Below are 15,763 nucleotides of genomic sequence, written 5' to 3' on the forward strand. Positions count from 1 at the left end.
AGACAGTCATGAGCCAATCAAGCAGTACCTTTAGTCATCAACCTAACTACGCACCCACCATAACACTGGCAATGGCACAGCAGCGTGCCAAGTTTATCGGTGATATTCGCCAGTTTTTTACCAGTCGTCAGGTACTGGAAGTACAGACGCCGCTTTTATCGCAAGCAGGGAACACCGACACTTTTTTGCAATCAGTGGCAGCGCACGTAACCTATCAAGATCGTCCTCGTACCTATTATTTGCATACGTCTCCTGAGTTTGCGATGAAGCGTTTACTGGCGAGCTGGCAAGTGCCTATTTATCAAATTTGTCCTGTGTTTCGAGATAATGAAATAGGCGTGCGTCATAATATCGAATTTACAATGTTAGAGTGGTATCAGCCCAATTACAGCCTCGATGATATGGCAGGTGAGCTTAATGAGTTGCTTACGGCGCTGTATGGTCATCCAATGGTGATGAGCCACTATCGCTATGTCGATGCTTTTATGGATTTTGTTGGTATACACCCACTGACAGCGAGCCTATCTGCGCTCCAAGCGGTAGCAGAAGATAGAGGGTTGATAGGATTTGATTTTAATGATGCTGATGATAGCGAAGCAAATCGTCGCCAGAGCTGGTTAGACTTACTATTTAGTCATGCAGTAGAGCCAAATTTGGGACATGATTTGCCGACACTGATCATAGAATATCCACCTGCGACAGCTGCATTGGCAAAGACAGCGCTAGATAAAGAAGGCAATAAAATAGCGAAACGCTTTGAGCTTTACATCAATGGCATTGAGATTGCCAACGCTTATGATGAGCTGGCAGATGGTCCAGCATTGCGAGCACGTTTTGAGCAAGACAATCAATTACGTCATCGTCATGGGTTGCCGAAAATGCCCATTGATGAGCATTTAGTTGCTGCATCTGATGATTTGATCCCTTGTAGCGGTATCGCGGTCGGTGTTGATCGATTGCTCATGGTGATAACGGGCGCAAAAACTTTAGAGGAAGTGATTGCTTTTCCGAGTGGTCAAGCATAACCAACAGATAGTTTTTATTCATAGCAGCAAGAAAAAAGGTCGTTACCGACTGACCAATTGAGTATTGGCGAATCGATAACGACCTTTTTTATAATCTGATTCAGTGATTTGACTTACGTAGTTGTAGGTGTAGTTATAGCTTGGCGGTCAGATCTATCTAAATAGTGACGGTTTATACTGTAGCAATGGCTTCATTGATGTCGATATCACCATTATGCAAGTTGAATACTTTTCCAATAGTATTATCGGCGGTTAGGACAGCTGCCAGCGTCGTTGAGACATCTTCAATAGCATTTTCACCAGAGTTGGTATCATTGATAGTGATTTTGCCTGTACCGTCACGTTCTTTCAGTGCACCCGGCTGTACGATTGTATAGTCGAGTGAGCTATTATTCACGAGCCAATGATCAGCGTAATGCTTAGAGATATAGTAGTCTTTTAGATCTGCAATGTTAGGGTTGTTATCCCATTTCTCAGTCTCTAGCGAGAATACAGAGCTAAGCATAATATAGCGTTTGATACCTTTGTCTTGCGCGGCTTGCATGGTCTTTACTGCACCGTGTAAGTCGACTTCTAGTACATTTTTACCACCAGATCCTGCGACAAAATAGACAGCATCAATATCTTGATCCAGTTGTTTCTCGATAGACTTTTTGCTGGCGGTAATATCCAAATCTAGCTGAGTATAGTTGTCATTGTCAAACAGCTTTTTTTCTTGGCGAGTCGTACCAATGACTTGATGTTCGTCAGCTAATAATTGCTTAACCAATTCACCACCGACACGACCACTGGCACCAATAACTAAAATCTTCATAATCATTCCTATTTTTATTTGAGTTCTGTTATTTGAGTGATTCAGTGAATGTGTTTATCTCAAAAACTGACTGTATCGTAACAAAAATAATCCGCACGCTTCGTTATAAAGCGTGCGGATTGGATAGGAGTTGGTTATAGAGTGTATACGGTTTGCAAGAAAGCAATATTTGCCAAGCAAGATTCGCTATCTAGAGGATAGTACTTTAATGAGATTAGAAGGGTAACAGCGCTAACGTACTAAGCGATTCAGACCGTCGGCAAAAGCTTTTTTATCGCGGTCGCCGTAGGGTTTTTGACCGCTCATCTCTTGCAGCTCTAGGACACCAGTACCGCGCATGGTGTCCATAAAATCGCGCATATTAAGCTTTTGCTTGATGTTATTTTTGTCATAGACCACGCCGCGTGTGGTTAGCACCAAGCCGCCTTTGTCCAAAATATCATTGGCTAAAGGTATGTCGCTCGTAATCGCCAAGTCGCCTGCCTGTATTTGCTCGACGATATAATCATCAGCCTTGTCAAACCCTGATGGCACAACCGTCATGACGAGCAGAGGAGATTTGCGTAGTTTGATTGGCTGGTTGGCGACGAATATCGCCATCGTTTTGGTACGTTCAGCCGTTTTGATAATCAAATCTTTGGCAATCAATGGCACCGAGTCAGCATCCACCCAAATTTGCATTATTTCTTCGCCTTTGCTGTCTTTGGCGACAATTCTGCCAGACTGTCTGCTTCACCACTGTTATCTTCTAAGACGTCGTTTTTAGCTTTGGCATCTGCGGTATTAGAGTGAGTATCGATATTTCCATACTCTTTGTCCAAACCTACTTTATTTGGCAATACGGCAACCAGCTTTGCCATAGCGGATTCTAAGTCAGTCACGTCATTGGGCATCAAGGTAATATGAGCAATCTTGCGATCATCACGCTCGGCTTTATGATAGCTATGATAGTGAGCGCCATCGATATTTAGCACGGCACTGATATCAGGATATTGGCCGAGTACGTTGACCATAATCGCTGGATGGACGTTGTCCGTATCACCGAGTGGTAAGTTGACCACAGCACGGATATGGTTTTCAAACTGGCTAGTAACCGCGCCTTCGATGCTCCAGTGGCCAGAGTTGTGTACACGCGGGGCAATCTCATTGGCCAGTATCGTGGTATGACCGCGAGCATCTTTGTTGACAAACAATTCAAGTGCCATGACGCCCACATAGTCTAGATGGTTCATGATCTTTGTGATGGCGTCTGTTGCCTGCTGGAGCAGGTGGCTGGTACCGACCGCAGGAGCTTGAGTTTTTGCCAAAATACCGTGATGATGATGGTTTTCGACCAAATCATAACAGCGTATCTGACCATTTTGCGCTCTTGCTGCAATGATAGAGACTTCACGATTAAAGTTAATGAAACCTTCAGCAATCAGTGGCGCAGGTGTTGGCGTGAGTGACCCTTTGCCACTAACAGCGTCTTTTAGCGCAAGCCAAGCAGTTTTAATGTCACTCTCTTGTTTGATAACAAACTGACCTTTGCCATCGTAGCCACCGCGGCTGGTTTTCAAAACGATAGGCAGGCCTAACGCTTCACAAGCTTGTTTTAACTCAGCTTCAGAATGAACAGCCATAAATGGCACGGTGGCAATATCGAGCGTATTGAACATCTGCTTTTCTTTTAGACGGTCTTGGGCGATATCAAGCGCAATCAGTGGTGGGAACATACCTTGCTTGCTGCCAGATTTTGACACGCTCGTTAATTGCTCGACCGTAGACGTTGGTGTGTTCTCGAACTCTAAGGTAAAGACATCAGCGGCTGCCATAAAGTCGACTAATTGATCGCTATGAAACACGTGACCGTATAGGCTGGCAGGGCATTCTGGATTGTCTTCTAAAAACACGCATTGGTAACCGAGTGGCATCGCGGCTTCGGCAAGCATCATACCAAGCTGACCACCGCCTAAAATACCGATGGTACGAATGGTTTGGGTAACAGGATAAGCGTTTGCTGTAGTCATGAAAGGCTCTTTGAATAAAAGTGAATGAGGTCTGTGTTGTATTAAAATTTAAAACGCAATGGGTGAAAATAGGAAAAGGTGCACTATAGGCACCTTATATCTAGTATGACGTACTGAAAAATAAAATGTGGTAGCTCTTGTTTTTAGGCGATCAATACAAAATACTATGCTAAAAAAGCTAGTCACTCTATATTTATTTAAGAATTAATAATACCGGGTGTTGGGCTAGCGAGAATGGTCTCGGTTTGCGTCTGACGCATCTCATCCAGCTTAGTAGCAATCGTTTCATCATGCAAGGCTAAGACTTGAATCGCAAGTAGGGCAGCGTTATAAGCGCCAGCGGTACCAATCGCCAATGTCCCAACAGCAACGCCTTTGGGCATTTGCACGATAGACAACAGACTGTCCCAACCACTTAGCATAGAGGATTTTACAGGGACGCCAAATACAGGTAGTGGTGTTTGGCTCGCACACATACCAGGCAGATGAGCGGCACCGCCTGCACCCGCGATAATCACTTGTAGACCATTGTCTTTTGCGCTTTTGGCGTAATCAAATAGCCTGTCAGGTGTACGGTGAGCAGAAACCACTTCACACTCAAAGGCAACATCAAAGTCTGCTAGCAATTGTGCTGCGGCACTCATGGTCGCCCAATCAGATTGCGAACCCATAATAATGCCGACTTTTGGTTGACCAGCAGGGGAGGTGATTGGACCGTTCTGGTTAGCCGCAGTATTGGTGGTGCTCATGATTGGATATCCTCAAAAAGACCATCATACAAAAATTTTGCTACACTCGTAAAGCCAAGTTTGACTTTTAATAATGATATGGTGTTAATAGCATTTATATCACTGGTTTATCTCTATTCTTTTGTCGTGATAATGCTGCACAAAGCGAGAAGCTGTCAGTGGTAATGGCTGTTCGGTATCCAGCTGATAGCAAGTCAAGTAGCCACTATCTACCGCTGCCGAATAATCAGTACAGGCGACTTGTGGACTGAGTGGCTCAGGTGTACCAGTGAGCCAATAGTGACCGACAAAAACAGGTTTATGTGTTTGAATCGCAAAGTCAATATTTTCAGCCAGTGCATCAGGCGGTATTTGTGCCAATGCGGAGGACGGTGCACGAGCGACCTCACGAAGCGTGCGCTGATTCAACGCATCAAGCCACCAACGCACCCGTACTCGTCTGCGTTCAGTGCCTTCTTTATCTACCATCACAATACCATCAGGCAAGCCCGTCTCGACCCCTTTTAGTACACGCTCTAAGGCATCAAAAGCGATAGTATCTTCTTTAGCGGTTGCGATTAGACCTTCAGAGGTTAGGCAGTTATTATCCGTCAGCAGGGGCTCTAGAACCGCCATGCTATCTACATCCCAGCAAGCATGGACGAAACAGGCATAATCTGTCTCAATCCACAGAGGTATCTCGTACAAGCGCTGCAACCAGTATTCGTGCTGCTCTGAGCCGAAAGGTATCTCTGCCAAGAATGCTTCATGTTGGCGTTTATGTACCGCATTATGTGAGCGCAGATACTGGCTAGAATCCTCAGGATCGAGCGTAGCATAAGCCAAGGCATTATATTCATGATTGCCCATCACCGCATCGGCCACGTCCGCGTCTAACATCGCAAAGACAATCTCTAATGTGGCCAGTTGCTGCGACCCACGGTCAATCAAATCGCCAATGAATAATGCCCTGTGACCTGCCGGTGGCACAAAATGCTGACCGTTATGCTCGTATCCTAATTGGTTTAACAAACCAACGAGCTTGTCTGCATAACCATGAATATCACCGATAATATCTATAATCATAATGAAATATTAAATCTCAAACGTAAAAGTAAGCAACTTGCTTAATTGTCCTGATTCAAAGAATTTCTATTTGAGAAAACAGTTTAAAAACCAGGCGACAATAAAGCATTTATAAAATGGGGTAGTACTTTAGGCTCTAAAATAATCGTAGCAATGACGCCAAATGCGCCGCCCCACATATGTGCCATATGATTGATTTTTGAGCCACCGCGTTTGTCCGCGTAAATACTATAAAATACATAAGCGACGGCAAACAGTATCGCAGGAATAGGAACAATGGCAAATAAGTAAATTCGCTCCCACGGTGCTAGCAAAATAAAGGCAAATAAGACTGCCGATACACCGCCTGATGCCCCAAGACTTAAGTAACTGGCATTGTCTTTATTTTTAAGGTAGCTTGGAATCATGGCAACAACAATAGCCAACACATAAAAAACCACAAAACCATAGCCGAACAAAAATGAACGATATAGCCCTTCAATAGCTCGGCCAAAAAAGTATAACGTAAACATGTTGAATAGCAGATGCATACTGTCGGCATGAATAAAGCCATGCGTGACAAAACGATCCCATTGTCCGTTATTTACAGCGGGTGGATAAAAGATAAGACGGTTGAGTAATTTCTTGTTTTGCCATGCTAATAAGCTGACAATAACAGTAATGATGATAATAAGGGTCGTATGGTTTAACAAAGGAAAATCCTTAGGTCGCGCCTGATAGGTGACAATGCAATAAATGGCAATGCGATAAATGACAATGTTCAAAGCCTAAGCGTTAGGGCTGAGTAAAAACAAATATGACCATTAATTAATATATTCATACTAAGTTAATATATTGATACTAAGTTCAAGTTACTCGTAACGTAATTAGTTAATACTAACAGCAGTTATGCTGATACAAATATCTATTATGTGACAAAACGATGCATTTTTATGCTTTTATAGTGAGTAATGTAGCAGTGTATCATGTGAGATAAGTGAAACCGCTATATAGACGTCGATGCTGCTAAAGAACGCTTGACAGTTTCAGGGCAAGTAGCCGTATATACAACGAACAATAAGTGCTTAATTTTTGCGGATTCAAAAAGTCGAGAGAGGCAGTGATCCATGAGTATTATCGATCAATTAGAACAGACCGTCACCCCCGCTATATTGGGCGAGCATAATCGCAGTGATAGCGTGGCTTATATCAGCTTGCTTGAGCAGTTTTATGCCATTTTAGCCACGCGCTTAGCGGTGCCACAGGTCTACTCGCAACTACTTCGTAACGATCAGGTGATGGCTAATGACAGTATTGCCGAGCGGCCTTTATTTGAGCAGCTATGGCAAGACCAAGTACTACAAAAAACGATTATCCAAGAGCTGTCAGCCGCGCATCATATTGATGAGTCGATCACTGCTCAATTGCTAATTAATGCAGCATCCTTAGCCTATCGTGAGCTAAAGGTTTTGGCCAATGGACAGTTTTTGCCAGCATTCTTGCAAGGAGAGCAGTCGATGCTGCGCCCATATTTACCTATATGGTCAGCGTCCGTTATTACTGCTACTCAAGGCGCTGGACACGAATCAATGTCAAACTTTGTCGCAGATGTCGCAGATAATGGTATCGTGCCATCAAGTGATACCGTACCGAATAAACTTAGCAAGCCTGATCTAAGTACTGACGCAGTCGCTGCAACGACAGCTACTACAGCCGCTTATGTAGAAAACGTTAATATAAGCGCTACTGACGCATTAAATGACGATGGGCATTTTGGTGACAGTAATGACGCTATCCATGCCAGTCCAGCAGCTCATCACTTGGCAGAAAATAGCAACATCAAGCAAGAGCGCGTGCGCACTCGCAATCAGCGAAACGACCTACTGATGCGAGTATTTTTATTGATAGTTGCACTGGCTGCGATGGCACTGGCTGCTTGGGCATTATTAATAAAACCCAAAAGTGACCTACCAGTAGAACCGGTCGCTGTCGCGCCTGTGGTTACTCCAGCACCGCCACCAGCACCAACGATGACTCCCATCGAGTTCATCGTTGGCGTAGATGATAGTGGCAACCTCTATACTTGTAGCGCGACGGTCGGTGATGCAGCGCTACAAAGCTCTTTACAACAGGCACTCAATACGAGCTTTGGTGAGCAGGCGAGTATATGTGAATTTACCGTACAGGATGGAATGGCAACTACTATCGCAAACATGCCTGCGGAGATATTGCCCAATGTCCTGACCATGCTCAGATCGACACCGTTCGCCCGTCTACACTTACAAAACGATCGTCTGACAGTAGAGGCGCCGGATGACATGCTATTACAACAATTGGTCACAAACGTACGTAGTTTAGCACCAACCATGGCAGTCGATAGTACTGCGCCATTGCCACTGCCTAACAACAGTAATGGTGATACGACATATGGTATGGCTGGCACTAATGGCATGAACAATCAACTCGGCGATGGAACAGGCGCTAATAACCAATACAGTAATGACGGTATGAGCAATGGTACTGGAGAATATCAAGCCGCTGATGATGACACAGGTGATCGCGTGATACCTGCGCCACTACCTAACAATAATGATGGATTTAATAATAATTCCAACAACGTACCTGCCAATGTTTCAAGTAATATTCCTAGCAACGTCCCTTCTAGTAATAGACCGAGCAGACCATCAGGCCCTATTTCTGAGTCAGAAGTAGATGACATGGCGAGCAGTGTCATCGTTGCTGAACCAGCACAAGTCAGGTAGTGAGTCGTATAAAGTACATTCAAATCGACTCAGTTCGAATGTACTTTCAGAACTTTTAGAAATAGTTCAAAAGTTAAGCAAGGAAGCGGTATGAGTTTGTCATACCGCCTTTTTGATTTTAGCTGTTGCTTAGCGTACGTATTTAGGATCTGAGCATCAAAAATGGTGCTACTTTACCAAAAAAGTAGATTCGCAGAGCTGAGTATCGAATTCTATTAATTTGTACTCAAGTGCCTGTTGGGTTATGAGTGTATAGTTACGCGCACCAACTAAAACATTACTTAACGTATCATTTGCACAACAACGCGGTGACTGTAAATACAGACTTAACAATTTTATAATGCTTATGAATAAATATACTTATCAGGTAAAAAAGGTTCTTACAAAGACATTTTCTGAATTAAATAAACGCAGAATATTAAATAATTTTATAGGTTAAGCCATTGAATGCTATCAATAAAATTTAATAGGAGAATTATATTATGGATATTATCAGTCATTTGACACGCACAGTCAGCCCAGCCGTATTAGCAGACGATCATAGTCCTGCTAAGCAAAATCTACTTGAGCAATTTTACGCAATTTTTGCTGCTCGCCTCGCGAATAATGATACCTATAGCCGTTTTGCTAATGAGAATATCGCTCGTGATGATAGCTCTTTTTATGATCGTGTATGGACAGAAGGGGCTCACCGTGACCAAATCTCTCGTGAGCTCGCTAATGCACATGGTGTCGATGAGACAGCTTCTCGTGGTCTGATTGCTATGGCAGCGCCGCTTGCTTTTCACGAAATCAAAAGCTTGGCTGGTACTACCCCTGTACCGCAATTTCTCAATGACAATCTCAACAGTTATCAGCATCATATCCCTGCATGGGCAGGGGCTATCTTACCTGCGAGTGCCATTGCAGCCACTCCTGCTGCGGCGCCTATATCCGATACGGTCAGTACCGCGCCACTACAGAAAGAAAAAGAGCCACAAGGCAGCTTTATGAAAGCCCTATTACCGATTATCGGTTTGATTATTTTGGGTGCATTGGCTTGGGCTTTATTAAGAGGCTGTCAGGAGAACCCTGAGCCTGTTGCTACGCCGATGGCTACCGCGCAGCAAGACGAGCAAGGTAATGAGCAAGCAGTAGTAGCAACTGACATCGAGCCTGCCTCACTCCGTATCGCCACTGGCGAAAATGGTGAGCTATACGCTTGCCGCATGAGCGTAGGCAACGAGACGCTACAGACCAATGTAATGAATGCACTAACTGGCGCATTCGGCGATGAAGCCAATAAGTGCCGCGCTGATGTCGATGATAATTTTGCCATAGATATGCCAGCCGCTGCACAGCTTACTACGATATTGCCAATCGTTAAAAATGTACCGAATGCTAGCATGGTGATTAAAGGAGATACCATCACGGTCAATGCACCTGATGATGCGGTATTGGCCCAATTGGTGTCTGATCTACAAGCCGCTGCACCAGCGATGATGGTAGAGGCTGAAGGTCCATTAGATCTGCAAGGTGAGATTGACGAGAGTGTTGCTGCTGCAGATGTTGCTATGACCAATCTTGGTGACGATCCAGACCCACGTGATGTCGCGCGTGCTCTGAGCCTTCAAGTTATCAACTTCCAAGTGGATGAAGCTGTCATCCCTGATGTCAATAAAGCCATACTTGATCGTGCTGCAAAAATCATCAATGAAGTGCCTGACATGAACCTGATGATTATCGGTCATACAGATAGCCAAGCATCGGATGCTTACAACATGGAGTTGTCTCGTGAGCGTGCTGAGTCAGTAAAAGAGTATCTGGTGGCTCAAGGTGTTGATGCGAGCAAACTTAGTACAAAAGGTATGGGTGAAACAGATCCTATCGCTGATAACTCAACTGAACAGGGGCGTTTCCGTAATCGCCGGATTGAGTTTATGGTCAATGACAAAATGGTCGATCCAAATAATGGCATGATCATCAACAGCGACTCGCTTGACCCAGATTTGAATCCGCTAGACAGCAATAATGATGATTTGTTGCCTGATGGCGATGATGCGACTCAAGGTACTGCGGTAGATCCAACGAATTGATCAAAAATCATCTAATTTAATAGTAGTTAAGTCTAAAAAGCCGCACCTTAACGTGAACCGACCCCCGTAAGTTGTGTCCAACTTATGGGGGGCAGTTCATAACGATGCGGTTTTTTATTTGCCAAATTTTTCAACGGTTTCGTATGAATACAAAGCTACTTATAATCAGTAGGGTCTTTTGATTCATTGGCAGGTTTATCAACTTGTGTATCAGTCTCAACGTTAAAAAAGCTCTGAGTGACATTGTTCTTTGCTTGTTGCCAATAATCAAACTGTTGGCAAGTAGACTCAAGATCACCTTGCCACTTTGGTATATTGCCGCACATGGTTTTGATACGCTTCTGGTTAGGATAGGGTAGTTCTTGCGCTACCGTCGCCGCTTCATGAGCGGCAACACGATCGTTACACACCAGTGCAATATCGCAACCAGCTTCAATGGCAGCTTTTACGCGCGCGCTGACATCGCCAGCAGCCTTTGCACCAGCCATTGATAAATCATCAGAAAAAAGCACACCATCGAACGCGAGCTGATCACGAATAATGTCTTTTAGCCAAATTTTAGAAAATCCAGCGGGCCGATTATCTACTTGCGAAAAAATTACATGGGCGGGCATCAGTGCGTCAAGCAGTGACAGCGTTTGTGTAAAGGGTTGCATATCACTATTGATGATGTCGTCCAAGCTACGTGTATCGATGGCCTCTGATACATGCGAGTCAGGAGCGATAGCGCCGTGACCGGGGAAATGCTTGCCAGTTGTAGCCATGCCAGCCGCTTTCATGCCGCGCATAAACTGCGTGGCGAGTGCAGCAATCGCCTGTGGCTCATGATGGAAACTTCGATCACCAATCACTTGACTGATACCATCTCTATCCAGCACAGGCGCAAAGCTCAAATCAATACCTACTGCCATCACTTCGGCTGCCATCAGATAGCCACAGTCGTATGCGCAGCTGAGCGCACGGCTTGGATCGTGATTGAATAACTCACCAAGCCTACCCATAGCAGGTAGCGGTGTGAACCCTTCACGCAGCCGTGCGACTCGTCCGCCTTCTTGATCGACACCGATTAATATATCTGGGTTGTGGTACCGGATATCGTCACATAATGCGCGTACTTGGGCCGCATCAGCGACGTTGCGTCCAAACAATATGACCCCGCCAATCTGTGCTTGTTTGATCAAGCTGACGTCTTCTGCGGTCAGTGCGGTATTATCGATATCAATCATTAAAACGCCGTACATTGCGTCATCCTTATTTTTTTGTGTATTGTTATATTATGGGGTTGACCGATCATCGATGTCCAATCGCTTAGCAGTCATTACTCATGCACTTTATTATGACAGTTATTATCAATTGAGCCTAATGTGGCAGATTATTGGCATCAAATCAATTTGTGGGTAGTCGGCGAATTAATGCTAATAGCCTTAAGTCGCTATGTGTGATAAAAGTGAGAGAAAGTTTGGTATGTGCAGGCGTTGCGTGTAAGATTGCTTATACAGTTTGAGACAGTTCAGTATTTATGCACATGATAATATTGATTTTTGACTATATATCAGGATTCGATAATAAGCGTCAGAATCTATATATAAAGGCGACGGAATAATAAAGCTATAGCGTTGTAAGCTCATAGTAATAAGTAAGCTAAGGCAAAGTAAGACAGACATTGAGCAAAAACAGACGACAGTCATGGGCAATAATACATTCAGCAGTTTTTAATTTTTATAACACAAATAATATCACTAACTTCAAATAACTAGGTACATATGATGAAAAAACAACCAGCACAGTGGTTACTCAGTGCAGCGTCAGTGGGCATCGCCGGTATTATCCTGACACAAAGCTACGGTACTGCCGTAGCAGAAACCAATACGGGAAGTTTTGTTCAGACACCTGAGCAAAAGGTCACTACTCGCCAAGTTGCCGCTTTGCTGGATCGCAGTCATTACCTTAATCAGCCATTAGATAGTAAAAAAGGTCGCGAAATCTTATCAATGTATATTGATAGTCTCGATCCAAACCATACCTTATTTTTGCAATCTGATGTCGATGAGCTGAAGAAAAAGCACGCCGATGATTTTGGCACGCGCCTCAAGCAAGGCGACCTATCTGCAGGGGTAGAAGTCTTTGATCGTTATCGCAAACGCTCAAACGAATACTTTGCCATGGCAACCAAGATGCTCAAGAAAGATATTGATTTGACCGGTGATGACACTATCATTCTTGATCGTGAAAATCTCGGACATTTCAAAACCAAAAAAGAGCAGCGTGACTATTGGGAACGTCAGCTAAAGTTTCAGCTGATGAGTATTACGCTGGGACAAGAAGACGAAAAAGCCAAAGAAAAAGTGTTTTTGAGCAATCCAGATATCACTCGTGGACAGGACTTGGTACGCAACGATGAACGTACGCCAAATGAGATTTTGCAAAATCGTTTGTCGCGTCAGCAAGAGCAGTTTAAGCGTCTCAAAGATGATGAAATCATGGAGACGATTCTAAACACCGCCATGCTGACCTATGATCCGCACAGTAACTACTATGCGCCGATTCAGGCAACTGAGCTGCAGATTCAGTCGAGTTTGCAGCTAGAGGGTATCGGTGTTTCTATCCGTCCTGATCGTAAAAATCCAGATTACACCCGTATCGTGACCTTAGTCGATGGTGGTCCAGCGGCCAAATCTGGCCAAATCAAGCCCAATGACTTGATCGTGGGTATCGCAAAAGATGGCGAAACCATGACGGACGTGGTTGGCTGGTCAACGCGTGAGATCGTCAGCTTGATTCGCGGTAAGCGCGGTACGTCTGTCACGCTCAAGCTGCGTCAGCCTAATACGCCAGATGCCAGTGCCCGTACAGTCACCGTTGTGCGTGATATTATCCAGCAAGAAGAGTCAGGCGTGACTCAGCGAGTGGTCGAGGTGCAGCGTCCTAATATCGACAAAACACCAAAACGCATTGGCGTTCTTGAGATACCGAGCTTTTATCTGAACTATCGTGCCCGCCGTAATGGCGAGGACTACCGTAGTGTCAGTATCGATACTGAAAAAGCGTTAAAAAAATTGAACGAAGAAAATATCGATGGGCTCGTGGTGGATTTGCGCAACAACCCTGGTGGCTCGTTAGATGAAGTTGCCAAAATGCTAGGATTCTTTATTAAAAGCGGTCCATTGGTACAGATTCGTGATAACCGCGGCAATGTCCAAGTGTACCGCGATAATGATGGCGGCGAGCAGCTCTATGACGGCAAAATGGTCGTCCTAACCAACCTAGCATCGGCCTCAGCCAGTGAAATTTTTGCCGCTGCTATTCAGGATTATGGTCGTGGATTGGTGGTTGGTAGCACAACGACAGGTAAAGGCTCTGCGCAGATTCAACTGGATAGCTTGGCGTTAGGCTCTGCAACTTTAACTCAGCGTAAGTTCTACCGTATCACAGGTGGTAGTACGCAGAATAAAGGCGTGGTACCTGATGTTGAATTGGTCAATATCTATGATGATGCGACCTTTGGCGAACGCGCCCAGAAAAAAGCCTTGCCTTGGGATACCATCAGAACGGCGCCTTATAAGCCTGAAGGGAAGTTTACCAATGACACTTTAGCGACGCTCAATCAGCAGTCTAAAATTCGCCAAGAGAAAAATCCGCAGTTTGTGTATCTATCAACGCTGAATGATATTCGTAATATGGATGATGAGAAAAAACCAGTTCGTTTAGATATTAACAGCCGCCGAGCCAAAATGCAGCTGATTGAAAAGCGTTCGCTAGAAGCCGAAAACAGACGTCTGATCGCTACTGGTGAACGCCCCTATTCTAATTGGAATACGTATCAGGCCGCGATGGATGCAAAGTTTGAAGAGCGTAGCCGTATGAAAGCTGCTGAGCGTCCAGAGCTGCCAGAAGATGAAGCCTTTATTAATGAAGCGGCCTACCTAATGCTAAGTGCTGAACCCAAGACCTTACTCAGTCCTGAAGAGAAACTATAAGGGGTTAGGGGTTATACGATAGCTAGTATTACCATGTAAGCATATGCTTACATGGATTGACGTTTAGACCACTTACTAGTGATAGGACAATCTGCGATTATAACTGTACGGCACGATTCATTGATACTAGGGATTGGTATCTTAAGGTCGCATCAGGGATAAGTGGTTTGCTGATTAGGGATGATAAGGCTGGATGCCTGTCAGTTATGAGATACCCCGGGATTAGGTATCACATAACGCTAACATGGATGGTTGGTAATAAAAGCCGCATGACGCTTGTCGTTATGCGGCTTTGTTATGTCTGGATCTAAGAATTATTTCTGGCGCTAGCTTACGCTTCTTTGATAGATTTGTGAGAATGGCTATTGAGCTTAAGGATGCTCACAGAAGCGCAATGAATGCTTCATTGTTAGAACGCTCTTTTATCTACATCTAATCAATCAGCACTTATGACAGACATAAAAAAAGGCCAGTAGACAGTGCTACTGGCCTTTTTGATGAGAAGATAAGCTCAAATATAACCTATTCTCTAACCGTCTCACGATACTCTAGGAGAGATTAGTGCTCAACGCCACCTGCGCCATGTATATGGCCGTGGTTTAGTTCGTCTTCAGTTGCTGCACGTACTTCTTGAATTTCAACATCAAACGTCAAACGCTTCCCAGCCAACGGATGGTTGGCATCAACAGTTACTTCTTGGTCGTTTACGTCAGTGACTGTCACTAGCATCACTTGGCCACCAGCTTCTGACTGGAACTGCATACCAGGCTGGATATCATCAACGCCTTGGAAGTTTTCGCGTGGTACGCGCTGTACCGCTTGCTTTTGATACTCGCCATAGCCATCAGCAGGCTCAACCACTGCGTTGACTTTTTCGCCAGCAGATTTGCCTTCTAATTGTGATTCTAGGCCTGGGATGATGTTGCTGTGACCGTGTAGATAAGCAAGTGGCTGACCTTCTGGAGACTGGTCAAGGATATTGCCTTCGTCGTCTTTTAATGTGTAATTGAATTTGACGGCAGTGTCTTTTGCGATAGTAGTCATAAAATATCCTAAGTATATCTATGTAAAAAATTAAATACGGTTGCAATAAACCTAAAAAAGCCAATCAGCAAGCCAAATAGCCACAGTATTAGTCAATTATCATCAGTTTATTAAAGTAACTTTAGCAGTTAGCATCTTTAATTGAGATGGCGTATATAAGTTTCAAGGCAAAAAACATAAAAAATGCCAATTAATGCCACAATTTATCATAATAACTGCTATTTTCTATAGTTAATCGATAACTACTGGCCACTCAGGGTTTGG

12 protein-coding genes are annotated in these 15,763 nt (G+C 44.3%); 4 read left to right on the top strand and 8 right to left on the bottom strand.

Annotation, left to right across the window (positions count from 1 at the left end):
* Positions 1–8: 8 nt before the first annotated feature.
* A complete protein-coding gene (gene epmA / locus CUR83_RS02470) occupies positions 9–1,025 on the top strand; it encodes an EF-P lysine aminoacylase EpmA (protein WP_284719010.1) in 1,017 nt (338 codons plus the stop codon).
* 172 nt (positions 1,026–1,197) lie between these two features.
* On the opposite strand, the gene CUR83_RS02475 is transcribed toward epmA, so the two are convergent.
* The 6 genes from CUR83_RS02475 to CUR83_RS02500 all read right to left on the bottom strand — a co-directional run bounded on the left by CUR83_RS02475 (position 1,198) and on the right by CUR83_RS02500 (position 6,354).
* Entirely contained in the window at positions 1,198–1,839 is a 642-nt protein-coding gene (locus CUR83_RS02475) for an NAD(P)H-binding protein (protein WP_284719011.1), read from the bottom strand.
* 231 nt (positions 1,840–2,070) lie between these two features.
* On the bottom strand, positions 2,071–2,520 hold the full coding sequence (locus tag CUR83_RS02480; protein WP_093067583.1) for a YaiI/YqxD family protein: 450 nt from the start codon (positions 2,518–2,520) through the stop codon (positions 2,071–2,073).
* On the bottom strand, positions 2,520–3,848 hold the full coding sequence (locus CUR83_RS02485; protein WP_284719012.1) for a 5-(carboxyamino)imidazole ribonucleotide synthase: 1,329 nt from the start codon (positions 3,846–3,848) through the stop codon (positions 2,520–2,522). The genes CUR83_RS02480 and CUR83_RS02485 overlap by 1 nt, the downstream gene beginning before the upstream one ends.
* A gap of 197 nt (positions 3,849–4,045) precedes the next feature.
* Positions 4,046–4,597 carry a 5-(carboxyamino)imidazole ribonucleotide mutase gene (gene purE, locus CUR83_RS02490; protein WP_058024241.1) on the bottom strand — a complete coding sequence of 184 codons (552 nt, stop codon included), beginning with the start codon at positions 4,595–4,597 and terminating at the stop codon, positions 4,046–4,048.
* 99 nt (positions 4,598–4,696) lie between these two features.
* Complete coding sequence (locus CUR83_RS02495) at positions 4,697–5,662, bottom strand: metallophosphoesterase (RefSeq protein WP_071002360.1); 966 nt, start codon at positions 5,660–5,662, stop codon at positions 4,697–4,699.
* Between the two features lie 83 nt (positions 5,663–5,745).
* Positions 5,746–6,354: a rhomboid family intramembrane serine protease gene (locus tag CUR83_RS02500; protein WP_071002359.1), complete on the bottom strand. Its 609-nt coding sequence runs from the start codon at positions 6,352–6,354 to the stop codon at positions 5,746–5,748.
* 414 nt (positions 6,355–6,768) lie between these two features.
* Here CUR83_RS02500 and CUR83_RS02505 point away from each other — a divergent pair, with 414 nt between their 5' ends.
* Together CUR83_RS02505 and CUR83_RS02510 are read left to right on the top strand one after the other, a co-directional pair.
* The gene (locus CUR83_RS02505) at positions 6,769–8,403 is read left to right on the top strand and encodes a hypothetical protein (RefSeq protein WP_284719013.1); all 1,635 of its coding nucleotides are present in this window, start codon (positions 6,769–6,771) and stop codon (positions 8,401–8,403) included.
* 482 nt (positions 8,404–8,885) lie between these two features.
* Positions 8,886–10,478 carry an OmpA family protein gene (locus CUR83_RS02510; protein ID WP_284719014.1) on the top strand — a complete coding sequence of 531 codons (1,593 nt, stop codon included), beginning with the start codon at positions 8,886–8,888 and terminating at the stop codon, positions 10,476–10,478.
* Positions 10,479–10,633: 155 nt separating this feature from the next.
* On the opposite strand, the gene nagZ is transcribed toward CUR83_RS02510, so the two are convergent.
* Entirely contained in the window at positions 10,634–11,719 is a 1,086-nt protein-coding gene (gene nagZ, locus CUR83_RS02515) for a beta-N-acetylhexosaminidase (RefSeq protein WP_284719015.1), read from the bottom strand.
* Between the two features lie 525 nt (positions 11,720–12,244).
* On the opposite strand from nagZ, the gene CUR83_RS02520 reads away from it, so the two are divergent.
* Positions 12,245–14,455: a carboxy terminal-processing peptidase gene (locus CUR83_RS02520; RefSeq protein WP_071002355.1), complete on the top strand. Its 2,211-nt coding sequence runs from the start codon at positions 12,245–12,247 to the stop codon at positions 14,453–14,455.
* Between the two features lie 558 nt (positions 14,456–15,013).
* On the opposite strand, the gene CUR83_RS02525 is transcribed toward CUR83_RS02520, so the two are convergent.
* A complete protein-coding gene (locus CUR83_RS02525; RefSeq protein WP_071002354.1) occupies positions 15,014–15,499 on the bottom strand; it encodes an FKBP-type peptidyl-prolyl cis-trans isomerase in 486 nt (161 codons plus the stop codon).
* Positions 15,500–15,763: the final 264 nt, after the last annotated feature.

The sequence above is a fragment of the Psychrobacter pocilloporae genome (assembly GCF_029872915.1).
Lineage (GTDB): Bacteria > Pseudomonadota > Gammaproteobacteria > Pseudomonadales > Moraxellaceae > Psychrobacter > Psychrobacter pacificensis.

Excerpts from the sequence above, each read along its gene's own strand:
- epmA (WP_284719010.1), top strand. The coding sequence starts at position 9 with ATGAGCCAATCAAGCAGTACCTTTAGTCATCAACCTAACTACGCACCC.
- CUR83_RS02475 (WP_284719011.1), bottom strand. The coding sequence starts at position 1,839 with ATGAAGATTTTAGTTATTGGTGCCAGTGGTCGTGTCGGTGGTGAATTG.
- CUR83_RS02480 (WP_093067583.1), bottom strand. The coding sequence starts at position 2,520 with ATGCAAATTTGGGTGGATGCTGACTCGGTGCCATTGATTGCCAAAGAT.
- CUR83_RS02485 (WP_284719012.1), bottom strand. The coding sequence starts at position 3,848 with ATGACTACAGCAAACGCTTATCCTGTTACCCAAACCATTCGTACCATC.
- purE (WP_058024241.1), bottom strand. The coding sequence starts at position 4,597 with ATGAGCACCACCAATACTGCGGCTAACCAGAACGGTCCAATCACCTCC.
- CUR83_RS02495 (WP_071002360.1), bottom strand. The coding sequence starts at position 5,662 with ATGATTATAGATATTATCGGTGATATTCATGGTTATGCAGACAAGCTC.
- CUR83_RS02505 (WP_284719013.1), top strand. The coding sequence starts at position 6,769 with ATGAGTATTATCGATCAATTAGAACAGACCGTCACCCCCGCTATATTG.
- CUR83_RS02510 (WP_284719014.1), top strand. The coding sequence starts at position 8,886 with ATGGATATTATCAGTCATTTGACACGCACAGTCAGCCCAGCCGTATTA.
- nagZ (WP_284719015.1), bottom strand. The coding sequence starts at position 11,719 with ATGTACGGCGTTTTAATGATTGATATCGATAATACCGCACTGACCGCA.
- CUR83_RS02520 (WP_071002355.1), top strand. The coding sequence starts at position 12,245 with ATGAAAAAACAACCAGCACAGTGGTTACTCAGTGCAGCGTCAGTGGGC.
- CUR83_RS02525 (WP_071002354.1), bottom strand. The coding sequence starts at position 15,499 with ATGACTACTATCGCAAAAGACACTGCCGTCAAATTCAATTACACATTA.